The following is a 16,911-nucleotide window of genomic DNA, read 5'->3' on the forward strand; positions in this document are numbered from 1 at the left end:
CACTCGATCACCGCCGACAGGCGACTTCGTCCCCATACCGTGGGGAACGGGAGGTGCCTACTTCAGGAGCTGGCGGGCCATCACCATCCGCTGGATCTGGTTGGTGCCCTCGTAGATCTGGGTGATCTTGGCGTCGCGCATCATGCGCTCGACCGGGAACTCGCGGGTGTAGCCGTAGCCGCCGAGAAGCTGGACGGCGTCGGTGGTCACGTCCATCGCGACGTCGGAGGCCAGCGTCTTGCAGGCCGAGGAGACGAAGGTCAGGTCGGGCACCTTCGCGCCGCGCATCGCGCGCTCGGACTTGATCGCGGCGTGGTAGGTGAGCTGCCGGGCGCCCTCCAGCCGCATCGCCATGTCGGCCAGCATGAACTGGACGCCCTGGAAGTCGGCGATGGCCTTGCCGAACTGCCTGCGCTCCTTGACATAGCCGAGGGCGTGGTCGAGGGCGCCCTGGGCGATGCCGAGGGCCTGGGCGGCGATGGTGATGCGGGTGTGGTCGAGCGTGGCCAGGGCGGTCTTGAACCCGGTGCCCTCGGCGCCGATCATCCGCTCGGCCGGGATCCGCACGTCCTCCAGGATGACCTGGCGGGTCGGCGAGCCCTTGATCCCCAGCTTGCGCTCCTTGGGGCCGAACGACACGCCCGCGTCGGACTTCTCCACCACGAACGCCGAGATGCCGCGGGCGCCCGCCGACGGGTCGGTGACGGCCATCACGGTGTAGTACTCCGAGACGCCGGCATTTGTGATCCACATCTTGGCGCCGTTGAGCACCCAGTGGTCGCCGTCGCGCACCGCGCGGGTCTTCATGGACGCCGCGTCCGAGCCGGCCTCGGCCTCGGACAGGGCGTAGGAGAACATGGCCTCGCCCCGCGCCACCGGCGTCAGATACCGTTTCCTGAGCTCCTCGGAGCCCGCCAGCAACACCGGTACCGTGCCCAGCTTGTTGACCGCCGGGATCAGCGAGGAGGAGGCGCACGCGCGGGCGACCTCCTCGATCACGATCACGGTGGCCAGCGCGTCGGCCCCGGCGCCCCCGTACTCCTCGGGGATGTGCACCGCGTGCAGTTCGTTCTGCACCAGCGCGTCGAGGGCCTCCTGCGGAAAGCGCGACTCCTCGTCCACCGCGGACGCATAGGGCGCGATCTTGGCGTCGGCGAGCTCGCGGACCGTCGCCCGGAGCAGCTCGTGCTCCTCCGACGGGGCGTAACCGGGAAAGTCGGGGCTCATAGCGCGCAGACTACCCGCCGGTACACTGCGCCGGACGCGCGGGGGGCTCGCCACGGCGGATCCACCCGGCGTTCGCGGGAAGACCCGTCGATCCCTCGGGGCGGCAGGATGGGAATGACCGGCACGGCGGGGTAATACGTCCATCACCGGACGTGAACGGCCGACGGATCGGAATACGGATCGGGATGGAGGAACCGCCTTGACGCACCGGCTGACGGTGATCGGCACCGGCTACCTCGGCGCGACCCACGCCGCCTGCATGGCGGACCTGGGCTTCCAGGTCCTGGGGCTGGACGTCGACAAGACGAAGATCGCCAGACTGGCGGCCGGTGACCTGCCGTTCTACGAGCCGGGGCTGGAGGAGATCCTGGAGCGCAACCTGGCGAACGGGCGGCTGCGCTTCACCACCTCCTACGAGGAGGCCGCCGGGTTCGGCGACGTCCACTTCATCTGCGTGGGCACACCGCAGAAGGCGGGCGAGTACGCCGCCGACCTGACCTACGTGGAGGACGCGGTGTCCTCGCTGGCGCCGCTGCTGCACCGGTCCTGCCTGGTGGTGGGCAAGTCCACGGTGCCGGTCGGCACCGCGGAGCGGCTCGCCGAGCGGATCGCGCTGCTGGCCCCCGCGGACGGGGACGCGGTGCTGGCCTGGAACCCGGAGTTCCTCCGCGAGGGCTTCGCCGTCCAGGACACCCTGAAGCCGGACCGCATCGTCGCCGGAGTGCCCGCCGACCAGGGCGCGGCGGAGCGCGCGGAGAAGATCCTGCGCGAGATCTACGCCTCGATGCTGGCCGAGGGGACGCCGTTCGTCGTCGCCGACTACCCCACCTCCGAGCTGGTCAAGGTGGCGGCCAACGCGTTCCTCGCCACCAAGATCTCGTTCATCAACGCGATGGCGGAGGTGTGCGAGGCGGCGCACGCCGATGTCACCAAGCTGTCGGAGGCGCTCTCCTACGACGACCGCATCGGCGGCCGGTTCCTGGGCCCCGGCCTCGGGTTCGGCGGCGGCTGCCTGCCCAAGGACATCCGCGCGTTCATGGCCAGGGCCGGTGAGCTGGGCGTGGACCAGGCGCTGACGTTCCTGCGCGAGGTGGACGAGATCAACATCCGCCGCCGGATCCGGATGGTGGACCTGGCCAGGGCGCAGCTCGGCGGCTCGTTCGTCGGGCGCACGGTCGGCGTGCTGGGCGCCGCGTTCAAGCCCAACTCCGACGACGTCCGCGACTCTCCGGCGCTGGACGTGGCCGCCACGATCCGCGCGCAGGGCGGCAAGGTCACCGTGTACGACCCGCAGGCCATGGGCAACGCGCGCCGCGTCCATCCCACCCTCGACTTCGCCGACTCGGTCCTGGACGCCGTACGCGACGCCCATGCGGTGCTCCTCCTCACCGAATGGCAGGAGTTCAAGGACCTGGATCCCCACCACCTGGCCGACGCCGTGGCCGAACGCAACATCGTCGACGGCCGCAACGCCCTGGACCCCGAGCGGTGGCGCACCGCCGGCTGGACCTACCGCGCCCTCGGCCGGCCCTGACCGCCGGCCCTGGGAAGCTTCTTTACCGTGCCGTGGTTGTCACGGGCATGGCTGATGCTCTTGTGGATCCGTTCGCCGATCAGGATGTGATCCGGCGGTTGCTGAACGAGTCGCGGACGTGGGCGTTCGTGGGCCTGGGTGACAATCCCGAGCGGGAGGTCTACAACCAGGCCCGGTTGCTGCAGCAGCGCGGAAAAAAGATCTTCCCGGTGCATCCGTCCGGGGCGACGGTGCTGGGCGAGCCGGGGCACACCTCGCTGAAGGACGTCGGCCCGGTCGATGTGGTGGGCGTGTACCGGCGCGCGGAGTTCGCGGGCGAGGCCGTGGCCGAGGCGATCGCGGCCGGCGCGAAGGCGGTGTGGCTGCCGCTGGACGTGATCGACGAGGCGGCGGCACGGCGGGCCCAGGAGGCGGGCCTGGACGTGGTGATGAACCGCTGCCCCGCCGTGGAGTGGGCCCTGCGCCGCTAGCCGATGTTCTCCCGCAGGCGCTCGCCCTTGGCCTTGGCCTGGGCGTAGAGGTCCTGCTGGAAGTCCTTCATCTTCGCCTGGAGCGTCTCGTCGGACGCGGCCAGGATGCGCACCGCCAGCAGTCCCGCGTTGCGCGCCGCGCCGACGGCGACGGTCGCGACGGGGACCCCGGCGGGCATCTGGACGATCGACAGCAGCGAGTCCATGCCGTCCAGATGCCTGAGCGGCACCGGGACGCCGATGACCGGCAGCGGCGTGACCGAGGCCAGCATGCCGGGCAGGTGCGCGGCGCCGCCCGCCCCCGCGATGATCACGCGCAGGCCGCGGGACGCGGCGCCGGTCCCGTAGGCGATCATGTCGTGCGGCATGCGGTGCGCCGAGACGACGTCGGCCTCGTAGGGCACGCCGAACTCCTCCAGCGCCTCCGCCGCCGCCTTCATCACGGGCCAGTCGGAGTCACTGCCCATCACCACGCCGACGGTCGTCATGCCCTGTCCTTCATCTCGGGGCCCCATCGCAGGTACTCGGCGGCGTGCCGGGCACGCTCGCGGACCTCGTCCAGGTCGTCGCCCATCGCGGTGACGTGGCCGATCTTGCGGCCGGGACGGACGTCCTTGCCGTAGAAGTGGACCTTGACGCCCGGGTCGTGGGCCATCACGTGCGGGTACCGGCGGTAGACCGCCGGGTCGTCGCCGCCGAGCACGTTGGCCACCACGGTGTAGGCGGCGGTGGGCTCGGTGGACCCGAGCGGCAGGTCAAGGACGGCGCGCAGGTGCTGCTCGAACTGGGACGTGCGGGCGCCCTCGATCGTCCAGTGGCCGGAGTTGTGCGGGCGCATCGCCAGCTCGTTCACCACCAGGCCCCGGTCGGTCTCGAACAGCTCCACCGCCAGCAGCCCGGTGACGCCCAGCTTCTCGGCGATGTCGAGGGCGAGCCGCTGCGCCTCGACCGAGCGTTCCTCGTCCAGTCCGGGCGCCGGCGCGATCACCTCGACACAGATGCCGTCCCGCTGGACGGTCTCCACGACCGGGTACGCGGCGCCCTGCCCGTACGGGGAACGCGCGACGAGCGCGGCCAGCTCGCGGCGGAACGGGACGTGCTCCTCGACCATCAGGTCGACGCCCTCGGCGACCAGGCGGCTCAGCAGGTCCCGTGCCTCGCGGTCGAGCGACTCGACGACCCACACGCCCTTGCCGTCGTAGCCGCCGCGGGTGGCCTTCAGGACCAGCGGCCATCCGTGCCCGCGGGCGAACACCTCAAGGAACGCCATCGGGGCGCGTTCGGGCACATGGCTGTAGGCGGGGCACGGCGCGCCGATCTCGCTCAGGCGCCGCCGCATCGCCAGCTTGTCCTGGGCGTGCAGCAGCGCGTCCGCGCCGGGCCTGCAAGGGGTCCCGGACTCCTCGATCTCGCGGATGTGCGCCCCTGGGACGTGCTCGTGGTCGAAGGTCACCACGTCGCAGCCCTTCGCGAAGGCGCGCAGGTCGTCGAGGGAGGAGTCGTCGCCGACCCGCGTGTCGGCGCTGACGCGGGCCGCGGAGTCGGTGGCGGAGCCGGCGAGCACGCGCAGCGACACGCCGAGCCCGATCGCGGCCTGCTGCGTCATCCGCGCAAGCTGGCCGCCGCCCGCGATCCCCACCACGGGCATCTGTGCTGGGTCTGTCACGCCCAGCAGGTTATCCGCCGGGACGGCCTGCCCGGTCATCGGCGCCGTCCATCGTCCCTCGTCACGGCCGTGGCCGGGGGTCAGGGAGCTTTCCGGAGATTTCCGGCGGCCTCCAGGTGAACGAACGCGGCTTCGGGAGCGTCCGAAGAAGTGTGATCTCCCCGGTCACGGGCAGGAGGACCGGTGTTCCGCCCGGGGTCGCCCCGGATCGGTGGCTTCAGCGGAACAAGGACGTCCCATCCGTCCCATCCGTCTATCCTCGATGTGCCTTCGCAAGAGCCGAACCGCGCCGACGCCTCGGCGGCCGTACCCGGAAGGACGGTTCCCCTTCGTGAACCTGCTCTCCAGCCTCCACCGACGGTTCGCCTACCTGGTGCGCGAGCTGGCGAAGTTCGGCAGCGTCGGGGCGGTCGCCTTCGTGATCACGGTGGCGCTGAGCAACGCGCTGCACTCGGGTGTGGGCATGGGGCCGCTGTCGTCCAACGCCATCGCGACCGTGGTGGCGACCACGTTCGCCTACGTGGCCAACCGGTTCTGGACGTTCCGCCACCGCGACCGGACGGGGCTGGGCCGCGAGTACACGCTGTTCTTCGCCCTGAACGGCGTCGGGCTGGTGATCACCCAGATCTTCATCGGCTTCGTCCACTACGTGCTGCACCTGACCGGGCCCGTCGCCTACAACGTGTCCCTGATCGTCGGCACCGGGGTGGCGACGCTGTTCCGCTTCTGGTCGTACAAGAAGTGGGTCTTCCTGCCCGTCGAGGCCGCCTCCGGGCTTCCCGAGACCACCGCGCTCCCCGGGACCAAGGCGGCGCAGCGGGTCAACGGCCACGCGCACACGCCCCACGGCCTGGGCCGCCCGATCGGCCCGCGTCTGAGCAAGGCCGACGATCAAGCCGAGTTCAGCCGAACCCACTGAGCCGAAGCGATGCAGCGATCGCCGCAGGCGCAACAAGCGACGAGCCGCCAAGGCGAGGAGCGCAGCTCGCACCTGCAAATAAACACCCTCGCACCTACCCCAGCCCCTAACCCCAACCCCGAACGGCGCCCAACCCCCGCGATCGCGACCGAAGGCAGGGGCGAGCGCCAGCGAGACCCTGATCGCGTAGCGAGCCCCTAGGCGAGTCGAAGCGATGCAGCGATCGCACGCGGCGCCGCCGAAGGAAGGCCGTCAGGGCCTGACGCCAAGGCGCCGCAAATAAACACTACGCCGGGCCGATCACGACGCGCTCGGAGGCGAGGCGCGCCTCGGCGGCCTGGCGGAGGAAGACGCCGAAGACCGCGGGACGGGACTGGATCAGTTCCAGCCGCCCGCCGTCCACCACGGCCAGCGAGCGGGCCAGGTAGAGGCCGAGACCGGTGCCCTTGCCGCTGCTGACGCTGCGCTCGAAGATCCTGGCCTCCAGTTCCGGGGGGATGCCCGCGCCCTCGTCGCCGATCTCCACCACCACCGAGCTGGACCCGAGCTTGGTGGTGATGGTGACCGGACCGGCGCCGTGCACCAGGGAGTTGTCCAGCAGGGTGGCGATGATCTGGGAGAGCCCCTCGGGGCTGGTCACGCCGATGAGGCCGCGTTCCCCGGTCAGCCGGATGTCGCGGCCGTCCCTGCGGAAGATCGGCCGCCACTCCTCCATCTGCTGGGCCAGGATGTCGTCGATGGGGGCGGCGACGGCGGCGCCGGTGCGGTCGTGCCGGGACCGGGCCAGCAGTTGCTCCACCACCGCGACCAGGCGTTCGGCCTGGGCGACCGCGGCGGCGCCCTCCTCGCGTACCACGTCGGGGTAGTCGGCGGCCTCGATCATCTCCTCCAGCCGCATGGACAGCGCGGTGAGGGGGGTGCGGAGCTGGTGGCTGGCGTCGGAGGCGAACTCGCGGCTGGCGGCGAGCAGGTCGGCGATCCGCACGGCGCTGCGGTCCAGCACCTCGGCGACCCGGTCGACCTCGGCGATCCCGTACCGGCGGCGGCGGGGCCGGGCGTTGCCGGTGCCGAGCCGGTCGGCGGTCTCGGCCAGGTCGCTGAGCGGCAGGGTGAGCTTGCGCGCCTGGACCATGGCCAGGCCGACGGTGACGGCGACGCCGAGCGCGGCCAGGCTGCCGATCAGCACCATCAGCCGCAGCGCCTCGTCCTGGACGTCCTGGGCGGGACGGGACACCTGGACGCGCACACCGCCGCCGGTGCCGGTCGCGGTGAGCAGGGGGGTGCCCCTGGCCGGGCGGTCGCCCGCGGTGACCACCTGGTCGTTGGCCAGGGTTATGACGATGTAGCGACCCGGATACTCCTGGGAGATCTTCTGGTTGGTGATCGGCTGGCCGGACTCCAGGCTGAAGCCGACGCCGCCGAGGATCGAGGCGGCCTCGCGTTCCAGCGACTGCCGGGCCTCCTCGTAGATGAGCTTGTGCGTGGCATAGGCGAGGGGGATGCCGAGCAGCAGGATCGCGACGACCGCCACCGCGAGCGTCGACAGGAGCAGTCGGCGCCTCATCAGGGCTCCTTCGAGGGTGAAGCCACGACCACACGGCCAGCCGGCGCGCCGTCTCTGACCCGGCGCGCGGCGCGGCCGCGTGATCATGGCGGACGGGGCTGCGGGCGCGTCCGCCCCAGGGCGCGCCCCTAGCGTGCACGCCCTGGCCGGGCGCGCCCTAGTCGCCGCGTTCGAACCGGAAGCCGACACCGCGCACCGTCGTGATGTAGCGCGGGCTGCCGGCGTCGTCGCCGAGCTTGCGGCGCAGCCAGGAAATGTGCATGTCGAGGGTCTTGGTGGAACCCCACCAGTTGGTGTCCCACACCTCGCGCATGATCTGTTCGCGGGTGACGACCTTGCCGGCGTCGCGCACCAGCACGCGCAGCAGGTCGAACTCCTTCGTGGTGAGCTGGAGCTCCTGGTCGCCCAGCCAGGCCCGGCGCGACTCGGCGTCGATCCTGACGCCCTGCACGATCGGGGTCTCGGTGCTGCCGCGGCGCAGCAGCGCCCGGACCCTGGCCAGCAGCTCGGCCAGCCGGAACGGCTTGGTGACGTAGTCGTCGGCTCCGGCGTCCAGGCCCACGACGGTGTCGACCTCGTCGGCCCTCGCGGTCAGGATCAGTATCGGGACGCCGTGCCCCTCGGCGCGTACCCGGCGCGCCACCTCGAGCCCGTCCAGCTCGGGCAGTCCGAGATCGAGGACGATGAGATCCACGCCGCCCCCGAGCGCCCGCTCCAGGGCCTGCGGGCCGTCCGGGCTGACTTCAACGGTGTACCCCTCACGCCGCAGCGCGCGGGCGAGAGGCTCGGAGATCGAGGTGTCGTCCTCGGCGAGCAGTACTGAGGTCATGGGACCGATCGTATGACCATTCTTGACCGTTTCCCGGCAGCCTCCAGCCTCTTGACCTGCGGTTTGCCACTCGTAGTACATCAACGAACACGATGGTTCCCGGTCGCCGGGGGACGTGGCCTGGCGTAAGCCCGGCCAATCACGCCGTGGCGGGGCGTTTCCGGGTGTCCGGGACGTGGTTCCGCCCGATCCCTTTCAGGGGGAATCTCCCTGAACACCCGATCTAAGTGTGTCGCCCGCTGATGGGGTGACTTGACCCGGCTCATTCTCCGGATTGACCGGTTCGGCGGCGCTCCGGGCGCGGCGCCGGACGCGGCCGGATCAGGCCACGACGGCGACCGCCGCGCCGGGCAGCGTGACGAACGCGCCCGGCGTGCCGTTCTCCAGGCGTACCGCCGGGCCGGACGCCAGCAGCAGCCGCGCCGACGGATCGAGGCGCGGCAGCGGCACCCGGCAGGGACGCTCGTCGAAGCAGACGACCACCCGCAGCCCTCCCCTGCGCAGCACCAGCCAGCGGGCGGGCTCCTCGGCGCCGGCCGTGGCTTCGGCCGTGCCGGTGTCCACGGCGGTCCGTGTCAGCCGCGGATCGTTCAGCTCGGGCCGGGACCGCCGCAGCGCGATCAGGGCACGATGCCATTCCAGCAGCTCACGATGGGGTTCCTCGGCGAGCTCCGTCCAGTCGAGGATGGAGCGCCGCCAGGTTTCCACAGCCTGTGGATCGGGGACCTCCCCGGCCCAGCCGTGCCGGGCGAACTCGCGGCGGCGGCCCTCGGTCACGGCCCGTCCCAGCTCCGGCTCCCCATGGTCGGTGAAGTAGCACCACGGCGTGCTCGCGGCCCACTCCTCGCCCATGAACAGCATCGGCGTGAACGGCCCCAGCAGGAGCAGGGCGGCGCCCACCTTGAGCAGCCCCGGTGGCAGCGTGGCGCTGGCGCGGTCGCCGGACGCACGGTTGCCCACCTGGTCGTGGTTCTGGAGGAACGTCACGAAGCGGTGGGCCGGCGTGCGTTCCACGTCGACCGGGCGCCCGTGCCGCCGCCCCCGGTAGGCCGACCAGCCGCCATCGTGGACGTACGCCCTGGTCAGGGCCTTGGCCAGGGTGTCGAGGGAGCCGAAGTCGCAGTAGTAGCCCTGGCGTTCCCCGGTCAGCGTGGCGTGCAGGGCGTGGTGGACGTCGTCGTCCCAGTGGGCGTCCAGCCCGTACCCGCCCGCCTCCTGCGGAGTGATGATCCTCGGGTCGTTGAGGTCGGACTCGGCCACGAGGAACAGCGTGCGTCCCAGGTGGGCCGACAGGGCGCGTACATGGGTGGCGAGTTTCTCCAGGATGTGGACGGCGCTGTGGTCGTTGATGGCGTGGACGGCGTCCAGGCGCAGCCCGTCCACGTGGTAGTCGCGCAGCCACATGAGCGCGTTGCCTGTGACGAACGCGCGTACTTCGTCCGACCCGGCCTGGTCGAAGTTCACCGCATCGCCCCAGGGGGTGCTGTAGGTGGTGGTGAAGTACGGCCCGAACGAGCCGAGCCTGTTACCGCTGGGGCCGAGGTGGTTGTAGACCACGTCCAGGATGACCGCGAGCCCACGCGCATGGGCCGCGTCCACGAAACGCTTGAAGCCGTCCGGGCCGCCGTAGGGCTCGTGCGGGGCCCACAGGTGGACGCCGTCGTACCCCCAGCCGCGTTGCCCAGGGAAGGACGCGATGGGCAGCACCTCGACGGCGTCCACTCCCAGTGCTACGAGGTGATCGAGCCTCTGCACGGCAGCATCGAACGTCCCTTCCTGGGTGAACGTGCCCACGTGCATCTCGTACAGGACGCTGCCGGGCAGGGGACGCCCCCGCCACCCGTGGTCGGTCCAGCGGAACCGGCCGTGCTCGTAGACACGGCTGACACCATGCGCCCCGTGCGGTTGCCACGGCGAGCGGGGGTCGGGCAGCACCTCATCAGACTCGTCCAGGACGTAGCCGTAGTCGGTGCCATGCCCCGCAGCCGCGACATCGGCACCCCACCAGCCGGGACGCTCCTCCAGGCCACTCATCGCATGGCGCACCAGGGTCTCCCCTTGCCGGACGGCGACCTGCACCCGTTCGGCATTGGGCGCCCAAACCTCGAACCGCGTCAAGCAGAAGCCCCGTTCCCGTCGAAATCAAGGGCGTCCGGGACGAGCAACGCCACCGGGTACGTTCGCAGGACATCCGCCAAACCCAGCAGCGGCCCCTGGTGGACCTCACCAGTGAGAACGTCCCGCCACCGCGCCGCGGCGGCCTCAAGATAGGTGTCGGCCCACCCTCCGCCTTGCTCCAGTCCTCTGGGCAGCCTCGTCGCCACCGTCAGCGCCTCGCCCCGGAGAAAGGCCACGGCGTGTGATGCCGCCTGCCCTGACGTGGCGATGCGCTGGTGGGCGCTCCCGAACCAGTCCGGACGGTGCCGGCGCAACCGGAGCGCCCGGGACGTCACCAGCAGCTTCTCATCGTCCAGATCGCGGGGCGGCCGACCGTCGTCCAGCCGGGCGAGCCGGTCGCGGCGAGCGTCGTAGTCGATCGGGCGCCGGTTGTCAGGGTCCACCATCGCCAGCCCGGTCAGCTCGCAGCCCTGATAGACGTCCGGTACGCCCGGCATCGTCAACTGCACCAGCTTCTGCCCCAGCGCGTTGACGCGGGCGTACGGCTCCAGCAGCGACACGAACCCGCTCACCCGGGCGACCAGGCCCGCGTTGTTCAGGGCCCGCCGCGCGTGGCCGAGGACGGCGTTCTCGTAGTCGGAATCGGGCTCCAGCCAGGACGAACGGGTCTTGGCCTCCCGCATCGCCTTGGTCAGGAACTCCGCCAGCCTCTCCTCCGACACCGGCCACGATCCCACGAGCGTCTGCCACAGCAGGTACTCCAGCTCGGGCTCCATGGGCGAGCCCTTCGGATCCCACATCCGCCAGCTCTCGACGGCGGCGCGCCACTGCTCCGGCAGCTCCGCGAGGACGGCCAGGCGTGCGCGCGCGTCCTCCTGCCGCTTGGTGTCGTGCGTGGACAGGGTGGTCATGGTCCAGGGACGCTCGCGGGCGATCTCCGCGCAGTACTCGTGGAACTCCTCCGGGCTCACCGAGAACCGCTCCGGGTCGCCGCCGACCTCGTTCAGCGCGATCATCCGCGACCAGCGGTAGAACGCGGTGTCCTCGCCGCCCTTGGCCGCGACGGGCGCGCAGGTCTGCTGGAACCGGACGACGAACTCGGCGGCGGCGCCGTCACCCCCGCCCCGCGGATCGTGGCCCAGCGCCAGCCGGACGATCAGGTCCAGGTCCCGGCCCAGCCGTGACGGAAGCCGCTCGCGCGCCCTCCTCAGGGCCTCCTCCAGGACGTCCATGGCCTGCTGCGGCGGCGGCTCGCCCGGGACGACGTACGCCCGGTACACCGGCATGGCCGCCAGCAGCCCGACCAGCGCCTCACGGAGATCGTCGCGCCGCTCCACGTCCTCCTCGGGGACGTCGAGGACGCGGCACAGCACCCGGTGCAGCCGGGCGACCTCGGGCCGCAGCCCGTGCACGGCCGCGTACCGGCGGCACTCGTACTCCACGCCGGTGAAGCCGCGCGGACCCGAGGTGAACGCGGTATAGGCGTCGGTGAGGGGCTCCTCGCCCTCCGGGTCGATGAAGAGCCCGCCGACCACGCCGAGCGCGTCGTACCCGGTCGTCCCGGCGCAGCGCCAGTCGGACGGCAGCCGCTCCGCCCCCGTGGTGATCTTCTCGACCACCGTCCAGAGCGGCGGGCCCAGCTCGGACACCGCCGTGGACAGCCGCTCCAGGTAGGCGCGCGGGTCGGTGAGCCCGTCCGGATGGTCGATCCGCAACGCGTCGATCAGCCCCTCGGCGATCAGGATGAGGATCTGGCGGTGCGTCCTGGCGAAGACCACCGGGTCCTCCTGGCGCAAGGCGATCAGCCCCGAGATGTCGAAGAACCGCCGGTAGTTGGGCTCGCCCTCCCCCGGCAGGACGATCCGGCCGCCGCCGGCCTCCCAGTCCACGTCGAACCAGCGGGCGTACGGCGACTCGGGCCCCTCCTCGATCACCCCGGCCAGCGGGCCGTTCAGCTCCGGCGGGTCCGGGACGGCCATGTGGTTGGGCACCACGTCCACCATCACCTGGAGCCCGTGCTCGTGGAAGCGCCCCACCATCGCGCGATAGCCCTCCAGCCCGCCCAGCTCCTCGGACACCAGGCCGTGGTCGACCACGTCGTAGCCGTGCGTGGAGCCGGGCGCGGCTTGCAGGATCGGTGACAGGTAGGCATGCGACACGCCCAGGGCCTCCAGGTAGGGCGCCAGCTCCCCGGCCTCCTCGAACCCCAGGTAACGGCCGCCGTTCAGGCCGAACAGCTGGATCCGGTACGTGCCGGACGGGATGTCGGGGCCGGGCTCAGACACGGCGGAGCACCTGGACCGAACGGGACGCGACCGGCACGGCCTGGCCCGGCTTGACCCTCGGGGAGTCCTCCTCCGTGACCGCCGGAGCGGCCGTGTCCACCGTCACCGCCCACGCCGTCCCGTACCGAGCCGGGGGCACGGTGAACTCCAGGTCGCCATCGTGCGCGTTGAACAGCAGCAGGAACGAGTCGTCCTCGATGCGGCGGCCGCGCGGATCGGGCTCGGCGATCGCGTCCCCGTTCAGGAAGATCGCGAAGGACTTGTTGAAGCCGGCCGACCAGTCGGCGTCGGTCATCTCCGCTCCGCCGGGCGCCGGCCACACCAGATCGGGCAGCTCGGCACCGGCGCGGCGGGCGGTCCTCCCCACGAAGAAGCGCCGTCTCCGGAACACCGGATGCTCCCTGCGCAGCCGCGCCAACCGCTGGACGAAGCCCGACAGCGACGCCCCGTCGCCGGGCCCGAGCCGTTCCCAGTCGACCCAGGAGATCTCGTTGTCCTGGCAGTAGGCGTTGTTGTTGCCCCGCTGCGTACGGCCCAGCTCGTCGCCATGGCTCAGCATCGGCGCGTCCCCGGGCCAGACCCCGAACCGCCGTCCGGGCGAGGCCGCGGGGGTCTGGGGGCGGCCCGCCCCCGGCGCTGACTCTGCCACGTCCCGCCCTCCCGTCGAGTTCCGGACGGGATGCTTCCCCGAGGACGGGGCCTCACACCGGGACATTCCGCACGTTGCCGACCAGGGCGGCACAAGGATCACCGGGAGGAGGGTGGCCAGACCGGACGTCCGTGGGCTACCTTAGGGGAGCCTTACCTTAATGAGGGTCGCCTAACCGCCCGCGCCGGACGAGGGGTCAGCCGCAGGATGTACGTCTGCATCTGCAACGCCGTCACCGAAGACGACGTGCGCGGCTGCATGGCCACCGGGGTCTGCTCCCCCAAGGAGGTCAAGGCCGCCTGCGGGATGAAGCCGGGCTGCGGGGCCTGCACCCGGCGGTTGTACGCCCTCATCAGCGAGTACCGCACCGCCGGCGAGCCGGCCGACGCGATCACCGGCGGCCCCGCGTCCCCGGTGACGCCGGTCGAGACCGGCGCGCCGCCCTACCGGAGACCGGTGCCGGTCGCGGGAGCGCTGCCGGTACGCGCCGCCGACGATGGAAGGGAGTCCGCCTCGCCGACCGCCGCTTAGAAGACAGCCCGCCGTACCCCGTTCCGGCCCTCCGTACAAGATCCGAGGCCGAAGCGGGAGGCTGCTGATGTCTCCGAGCGTCCAGGCATGGAAGCATGGGGCGGTATGGAAAGCCACAACGAGATCCTCGCGCTGCTGAACGAACAGCTCACCGCCGAACTCACCGCGATCAACCAGTATTTCCTGCACTCCAAGATGCAGGAGAACTGGGGCTTCACCCGCATCGCCAAGCACACCCGCGAGGAGTCCATCGACGAGATGCGGCACGCGGAACGGCTGACCAACCGCATCCTCTTCCTCGAAGGTCTGCCCAACTACCAGAAGCTCGGCACCCTGCGCATCGGCCAGACCGTGGTCGAGCAGCTCAGGGCCGACCTCCAGATCGAGCTGGAGGCCGTGGCCAGGCTCCGCCCGGGGATCGAGCTGTTGCGCTCCCGCGGCGACATCACCTCGGCGCGCCTCTTCGAGGAGATCCTCGAGGACGAGGAGCAGCACATCGACTACCTGGAGACCGAGCTGAGCCTGGTCGAGTCGCTGGGCGAGCAGAACTACCTCCAGCGCCTCACCGGCCACCCCGGCGACTACGGCAGCGCCGACTAGCGGCCGGCCCTCACGTCGCCTCCCCGGGCCCCGGCTCGGAGGACGCGGTGGACGCCGTCCTCGTACCCGCGCGCCGCAGGACGTACGGCTGGATGATGCCCAGCCCGCGGACGGGACGGCGCACGAGCCGGGTGATGGCGAAGCCCGGCTCCCCCTCCAGCCGTCCCGCCAGCTCCTCGTCGATCACCACCGAGCCCGGCCTGGCCAGCGAGGTCAGTCGCGCCGCCAGGTTGACGGTCGTCCCGAACAGATCCCCCATCAGCGGCAGCACCGGGCCGTGCGCCACCCCCACCCGGACGTCGGGGACCTCGGTCTCGTCCTTGATCGCCGACGCGATCGACAGCGCGATCTCGCCGCCCACGGCGGGGCTGTCCGCGCAGAACAGCACCTCGTCGCCCAGCGTCTTGACCAGCCGCCCGCCGCACGTGGCCACGATGTCGGAGGCGGTCTCCTCGAACCGTTCCACCAGCCGGGCCAGCTCCAGCTCCTCCAGTTCCCGGCTCATCTGGGTGAAGGACACCATGTCCGCGAAGCCCACGGCGATCCGCGGGCGCGCCGCGGCCGACCCCGCCTCCCGGGTCGCCGACGCCGCGATCGCGCGGGTGCCCGCGGCGGCGAGCTGACGCCGCCAGGCGTGCACCACCAGCGGCTCGAACTCCCCCATGTGCTTCTCGGCGATCTTCTGGATGGTCCGGGCCGCCTCCGGATTCGGCGTCTCCTGGGAATCGGCCCCCGGAGTGCCGCTGAGCAGATTGACCTGCCATTCCGCCAGCCGCGTCATGGTCTGCCCGAAGGCGCGGACCAGCCGGATCACCCCGTCCTCGTCCAGCACGCCGTCGTCCATCAGCCGGCGGATCCGGTACAGCGCGGCGACGTCGTCGTCGGTGTAGGCGACCTCCGCGTCCGGCATCGACGGATACCCGAACGCCCGCCACACACGGCTGGAGAACTCCCTGGTCACCCCCGCGCGCTGGACGACGTCGACCCGGGTGTGGCGCAGCTTGCCGCCGAGAAGGAGCTCTTCGATCTCCTTCGGATCCGGTGGTGCTCCCGGCCCGGGCTCTGCTGGCATCTCCCCTGCCCCTCAGCCCACCGGCGGCGCACCCGGCACCGGCGGCGACGTGGTCAAGTCTCACGACATATCGTTGCAGACACCCCGACTCCACAGCGACGCCCCCACCAATTCCCAGCAGGCTGCCCCCCGCACGTCCGGTCAAATCTCACCCGAGCACCCCATTGCAGACACCCCGACTCCACAGCGACGCCCCCACCAATTCCCAGCAGGCTGCCCCCCGCACGTCCGGTCAAATCTCACCCGAGCACCCCATTGCAGACACCCCGGCTCCGCAGCGATGCCCCCACCAATCTGCTCGCCACCCTCCCCCCGCACGTCCGGTCAAGTCTCACCCGAGCACCCCGTTGCAGACACCCCGGCTCCACAGCAATGCCCCCACCAATTCCCAGCAGGCTGCCCCCCGCACGTCCGGTCAAATCTCACCCGAGCACCCCGTTGCAGACACCCCGGCTCCACAGCGACGCCCCACCGATTCGCCATCACCGTACGTGGACCACGTCGCCGGCGCCGACGGCGCGTTCCCGGCCCTGGTCGGTGGTGATCAGCAGGCGGCCGTCCTGGTCGATGTCGCCCGCCGTGCCCTCCACCGTCTCGCCGCCGGGCAGCTCCACCCGGACGCGGCGGCCCAGGGTGGCGCACAGGTCCTTGTACGCCGGGCGCAGGCCGCTGGTCTCCGGGTCGCCGTCCAGGGAGGTCCACTCCCGGTACCAGGTCTCCAGTTCCCGCAGGATCGCGCGGAGCAGCGGGGCGCGGTCGCTGAGCGGCGCGCCCTCGATGGCCAGGGACGTGGCGGTCGGCACGGGCAGCTCGTCCGCGCGCAGTCCCACGTTCAGGCCGATCCCGACGACCAGCGCCCCGCCGATCCGCTCGACCAGGATCCCGGCCAGCTTCCGCTCGCCGACCAGCAGGTCGTTGGGCCATTTCAGGCGGGCGTCCACGGCCACGTCCGCGCGCGGCCGGTCGCCCGGTTCGGGGAAGAACCGGTCACCCTCCTCCGACCAGGCGGTCATCCTGCGGACGGCGTTGGCCGTGGACACCCCGGCCAGCAGCGGCACCCAGCCCAGCCGCTCGACCGGGACGGCGGGCCGCAGCAGCACCGAGAACATCAGCCCGGACCGCGGCGGCGCCGTCCAGGCGCGCCCGAGCCGTCCGCGTCCCGCGTGCTGGTGCTCGGTGGTCAGGACCGTCCCTTCGGGCGCCCCTTCCTGGGCCGCGGCGGCCAGGTCGACGTTGGTGGACCCTGTCTCCCGCACGACCCGGACGTCCCGCCACAGCCCGCCGGGACGCACCAGCGCGCCGCGCAGCGCCGCCTCGTGCAGCGGCGGGCGGTCAAGGTCGGCGTACGGTGAGTCGCTCACCCCTCCATCCAACCTCACGACCCCCGCCGAGCCCCATCAGCCTTTGGTCGTACGCGCGCCGCCGCTCTGGACGGGCGGTGGCGCCT

The 16,911-nt window shown here is 71.6% G+C and carries 15 protein-coding genes; 5 read left to right on the forward strand and 10 right to left on the reverse strand.

Annotated features, from left to right (window positions below; all coding sequences use genetic code 11):
- Positions 1-57 precede the first annotated feature (57 nt).
- Positions 58-1,227: an acyl-CoA dehydrogenase gene (locus QSK21_RS06990; RefSeq protein WP_285694477.1), complete on the reverse strand. Its 1,170-nt coding sequence runs from the start codon at positions 1,225-1,227 to the stop codon at positions 58-60.
- A gap of 199 nt (positions 1,228-1,426) precedes the next feature.
- Between QSK21_RS06990 and QSK21_RS06995 the strand changes: the two genes are divergently transcribed.
- Positions 1,427-2,761, forward strand: coding sequence for a UDP-glucose dehydrogenase family protein (locus tag QSK21_RS06995; protein ID WP_285694478.1), 1,335 nt, complete (start codon positions 1,427-1,429; stop codon positions 2,759-2,761).
- Positions 2,762-2,808: 47 nt separating this feature from the next.
- Positions 2,809-3,231, forward strand: a complete 423-nt coding sequence (locus QSK21_RS07000) for a CoA-binding protein (protein ID WP_285694479.1) — start codon at positions 2,809-2,811, stop codon at positions 3,229-3,231.
- On the opposite strand, the gene purE is transcribed toward QSK21_RS07000, so the two are convergent.
- Complete coding sequence (gene purE / locus QSK21_RS07005; RefSeq protein WP_285694480.1) at positions 3,228-3,719, reverse strand: 5-(carboxyamino)imidazole ribonucleotide mutase; 492 nt, start codon at positions 3,717-3,719, stop codon at positions 3,228-3,230. The genes QSK21_RS07000 and purE overlap by 4 nt on opposite strands.
- The gene (locus QSK21_RS07010) at positions 3,716-4,879 is read right to left on the reverse strand and encodes a 5-(carboxyamino)imidazole ribonucleotide synthase (protein WP_285694695.1); all 1,164 of its coding nucleotides are present in this window, start codon (positions 4,877-4,879) and stop codon (positions 3,716-3,718) included. The genes purE and QSK21_RS07010 overlap by 4 nt, the downstream gene beginning before the upstream one ends.
- Before the next feature lie 349 nt (positions 4,880-5,228).
- Between QSK21_RS07010 and QSK21_RS07015 the strand changes: the two genes are divergently transcribed.
- On the forward strand, positions 5,229-5,816 hold the full coding sequence (locus QSK21_RS07015; protein ID WP_285694481.1) for a GtrA family protein: 588 nt from the start codon (positions 5,229-5,231) through the stop codon (positions 5,814-5,816).
- A 286-nt stretch (positions 5,817-6,102) separates the two neighbouring features.
- Here QSK21_RS07015 and QSK21_RS07020 read toward each other — a convergent pair whose 3' ends face one another.
- The 5 genes from QSK21_RS07020 to QSK21_RS07040 all read right to left on the reverse strand — a co-directional run bounded on the left by QSK21_RS07020 (position 6,103) and on the right by QSK21_RS07040 (position 13,261).
- A complete protein-coding gene (locus QSK21_RS07020; RefSeq protein ID WP_285694482.1) occupies positions 6,103-7,380 on the reverse strand; it encodes a sensor histidine kinase in 1,278 nt (425 codons plus the stop codon).
- A gap of 157 nt (positions 7,381-7,537) precedes the next feature.
- Positions 7,538-8,209: a response regulator transcription factor gene (locus QSK21_RS07025; RefSeq protein ID WP_285694483.1), complete on the reverse strand. Its 672-nt coding sequence runs from the start codon at positions 8,207-8,209 to the stop codon at positions 7,538-7,540.
- Between the two features lie 321 nt (positions 8,210-8,530).
- Positions 8,531-10,327 carry a malto-oligosyltrehalose trehalohydrolase gene (gene treZ / locus QSK21_RS07030; protein WP_285694484.1) on the reverse strand — a complete coding sequence of 599 codons (1,797 nt, stop codon included), beginning with the start codon at positions 10,325-10,327 and terminating at the stop codon, positions 8,531-8,533.
- On the reverse strand, positions 10,324-12,612 hold the full coding sequence (gene treY / locus QSK21_RS07035) for a malto-oligosyltrehalose synthase (RefSeq protein WP_285694485.1): 2,289 nt from the start codon (positions 12,610-12,612) through the stop codon (positions 10,324-10,326). The genes treZ and treY overlap by 4 nt, the downstream gene beginning before the upstream one ends.
- Entirely contained in the window at positions 12,605-13,261 is a 657-nt protein-coding gene (locus QSK21_RS07040; protein ID WP_285694486.1) for a GlgX family protein, read from the reverse strand. The genes treY and QSK21_RS07040 overlap by 8 nt, the downstream gene beginning before the upstream one ends.
- Before the next feature lie 207 nt (positions 13,262-13,468).
- Here QSK21_RS07040 and QSK21_RS07045 point away from each other — a divergent pair, with 207 nt between their 5' ends.
- Positions 13,469-13,792, forward strand: coding sequence for a (2Fe-2S)-binding protein (locus QSK21_RS07045; protein ID WP_285694487.1), 324 nt, complete (start codon positions 13,469-13,471; stop codon positions 13,790-13,792).
- 87 nt (positions 13,793-13,879) lie between these two features.
- Positions 13,880-14,392: a bacterioferritin gene (bfr, locus tag QSK21_RS07050; protein WP_502871521.1), complete on the forward strand. Its 513-nt coding sequence runs from the start codon at positions 13,880-13,882 to the stop codon at positions 14,390-14,392.
- Between the two features lie 10 nt (positions 14,393-14,402).
- Here bfr and QSK21_RS07055 read toward each other — a convergent pair whose 3' ends face one another.
- Together QSK21_RS07055 and QSK21_RS07060 are read right to left on the reverse strand one after the other, a co-directional pair.
- Entirely contained in the window at positions 14,403-15,464 is a 1,062-nt protein-coding gene (locus QSK21_RS07055; protein WP_285694488.1) for an adenylate/guanylate cyclase domain-containing protein, read from the reverse strand.
- A gap of 482 nt (positions 15,465-15,946) precedes the next feature.
- Positions 15,947-16,825, reverse strand: a complete 879-nt coding sequence (locus QSK21_RS07060; RefSeq protein ID WP_285694489.1) for a biotin--[acetyl-CoA-carboxylase] ligase — start codon at positions 16,823-16,825, stop codon at positions 15,947-15,949.
- Between the last annotated feature and the right edge of the window lie 86 nt (positions 16,826-16,911).

Source organism: Actinomadura sp. NBRC 104412 (assembly GCF_030269515.1).
In the GTDB taxonomy this organism is placed as follows: Bacteria; Actinomycetota; Actinomycetes; order Streptosporangiales; family Streptosporangiaceae; genus Spirillospora.

Bases quoted from the DNA above. Each gene is read 5' to 3' on its own strand.
- QSK21_RS06990 (WP_285694477.1), bottom strand. From the start codon at position 1,227: ATGAGCCCCGACTTTCCCGGTTACGCCCCGTCGGAGGAGCACGAGCTG.
- QSK21_RS07000 (WP_285694479.1), top strand. From the start codon at position 2,809: ATGGCTGATGCTCTTGTGGATCCGTTCGCCGATCAGGATGTGATCCGG.
- purE (WP_285694480.1), bottom strand. From the start codon at position 3,719: ATGACGACCGTCGGCGTGGTGATGGGCAGTGACTCCGACTGGCCCGTG.
- QSK21_RS07010 (WP_285694695.1), bottom strand. From the start codon at position 4,879: ATGCCCGTGGTGGGGATCGCGGGCGGCGGCCAGCTTGCGCGGATGACG.
- QSK21_RS07020 (WP_285694482.1), bottom strand. From the start codon at position 7,380: ATGAGGCGCCGACTGCTCCTGTCGACGCTCGCGGTGGCGGTCGTCGCG.
- QSK21_RS07025 (WP_285694483.1), bottom strand. From the start codon at position 8,209: ATGACCTCAGTACTGCTCGCCGAGGACGACACCTCGATCTCCGAGCCT.
- QSK21_RS07045 (WP_285694487.1), top strand. From the start codon at position 13,469: ATGTACGTCTGCATCTGCAACGCCGTCACCGAAGACGACGTGCGCGGC.
- bfr (WP_502871521.1), top strand. From the start codon at position 13,880: ATGGAAGCATGGGGCGGTATGGAAAGCCACAACGAGATCCTCGCGCTG.
- QSK21_RS07055 (WP_285694488.1), bottom strand. From the start codon at position 15,464: ATGCCAGCAGAGCCCGGGCCGGGAGCACCACCGGATCCGAAGGAGATC.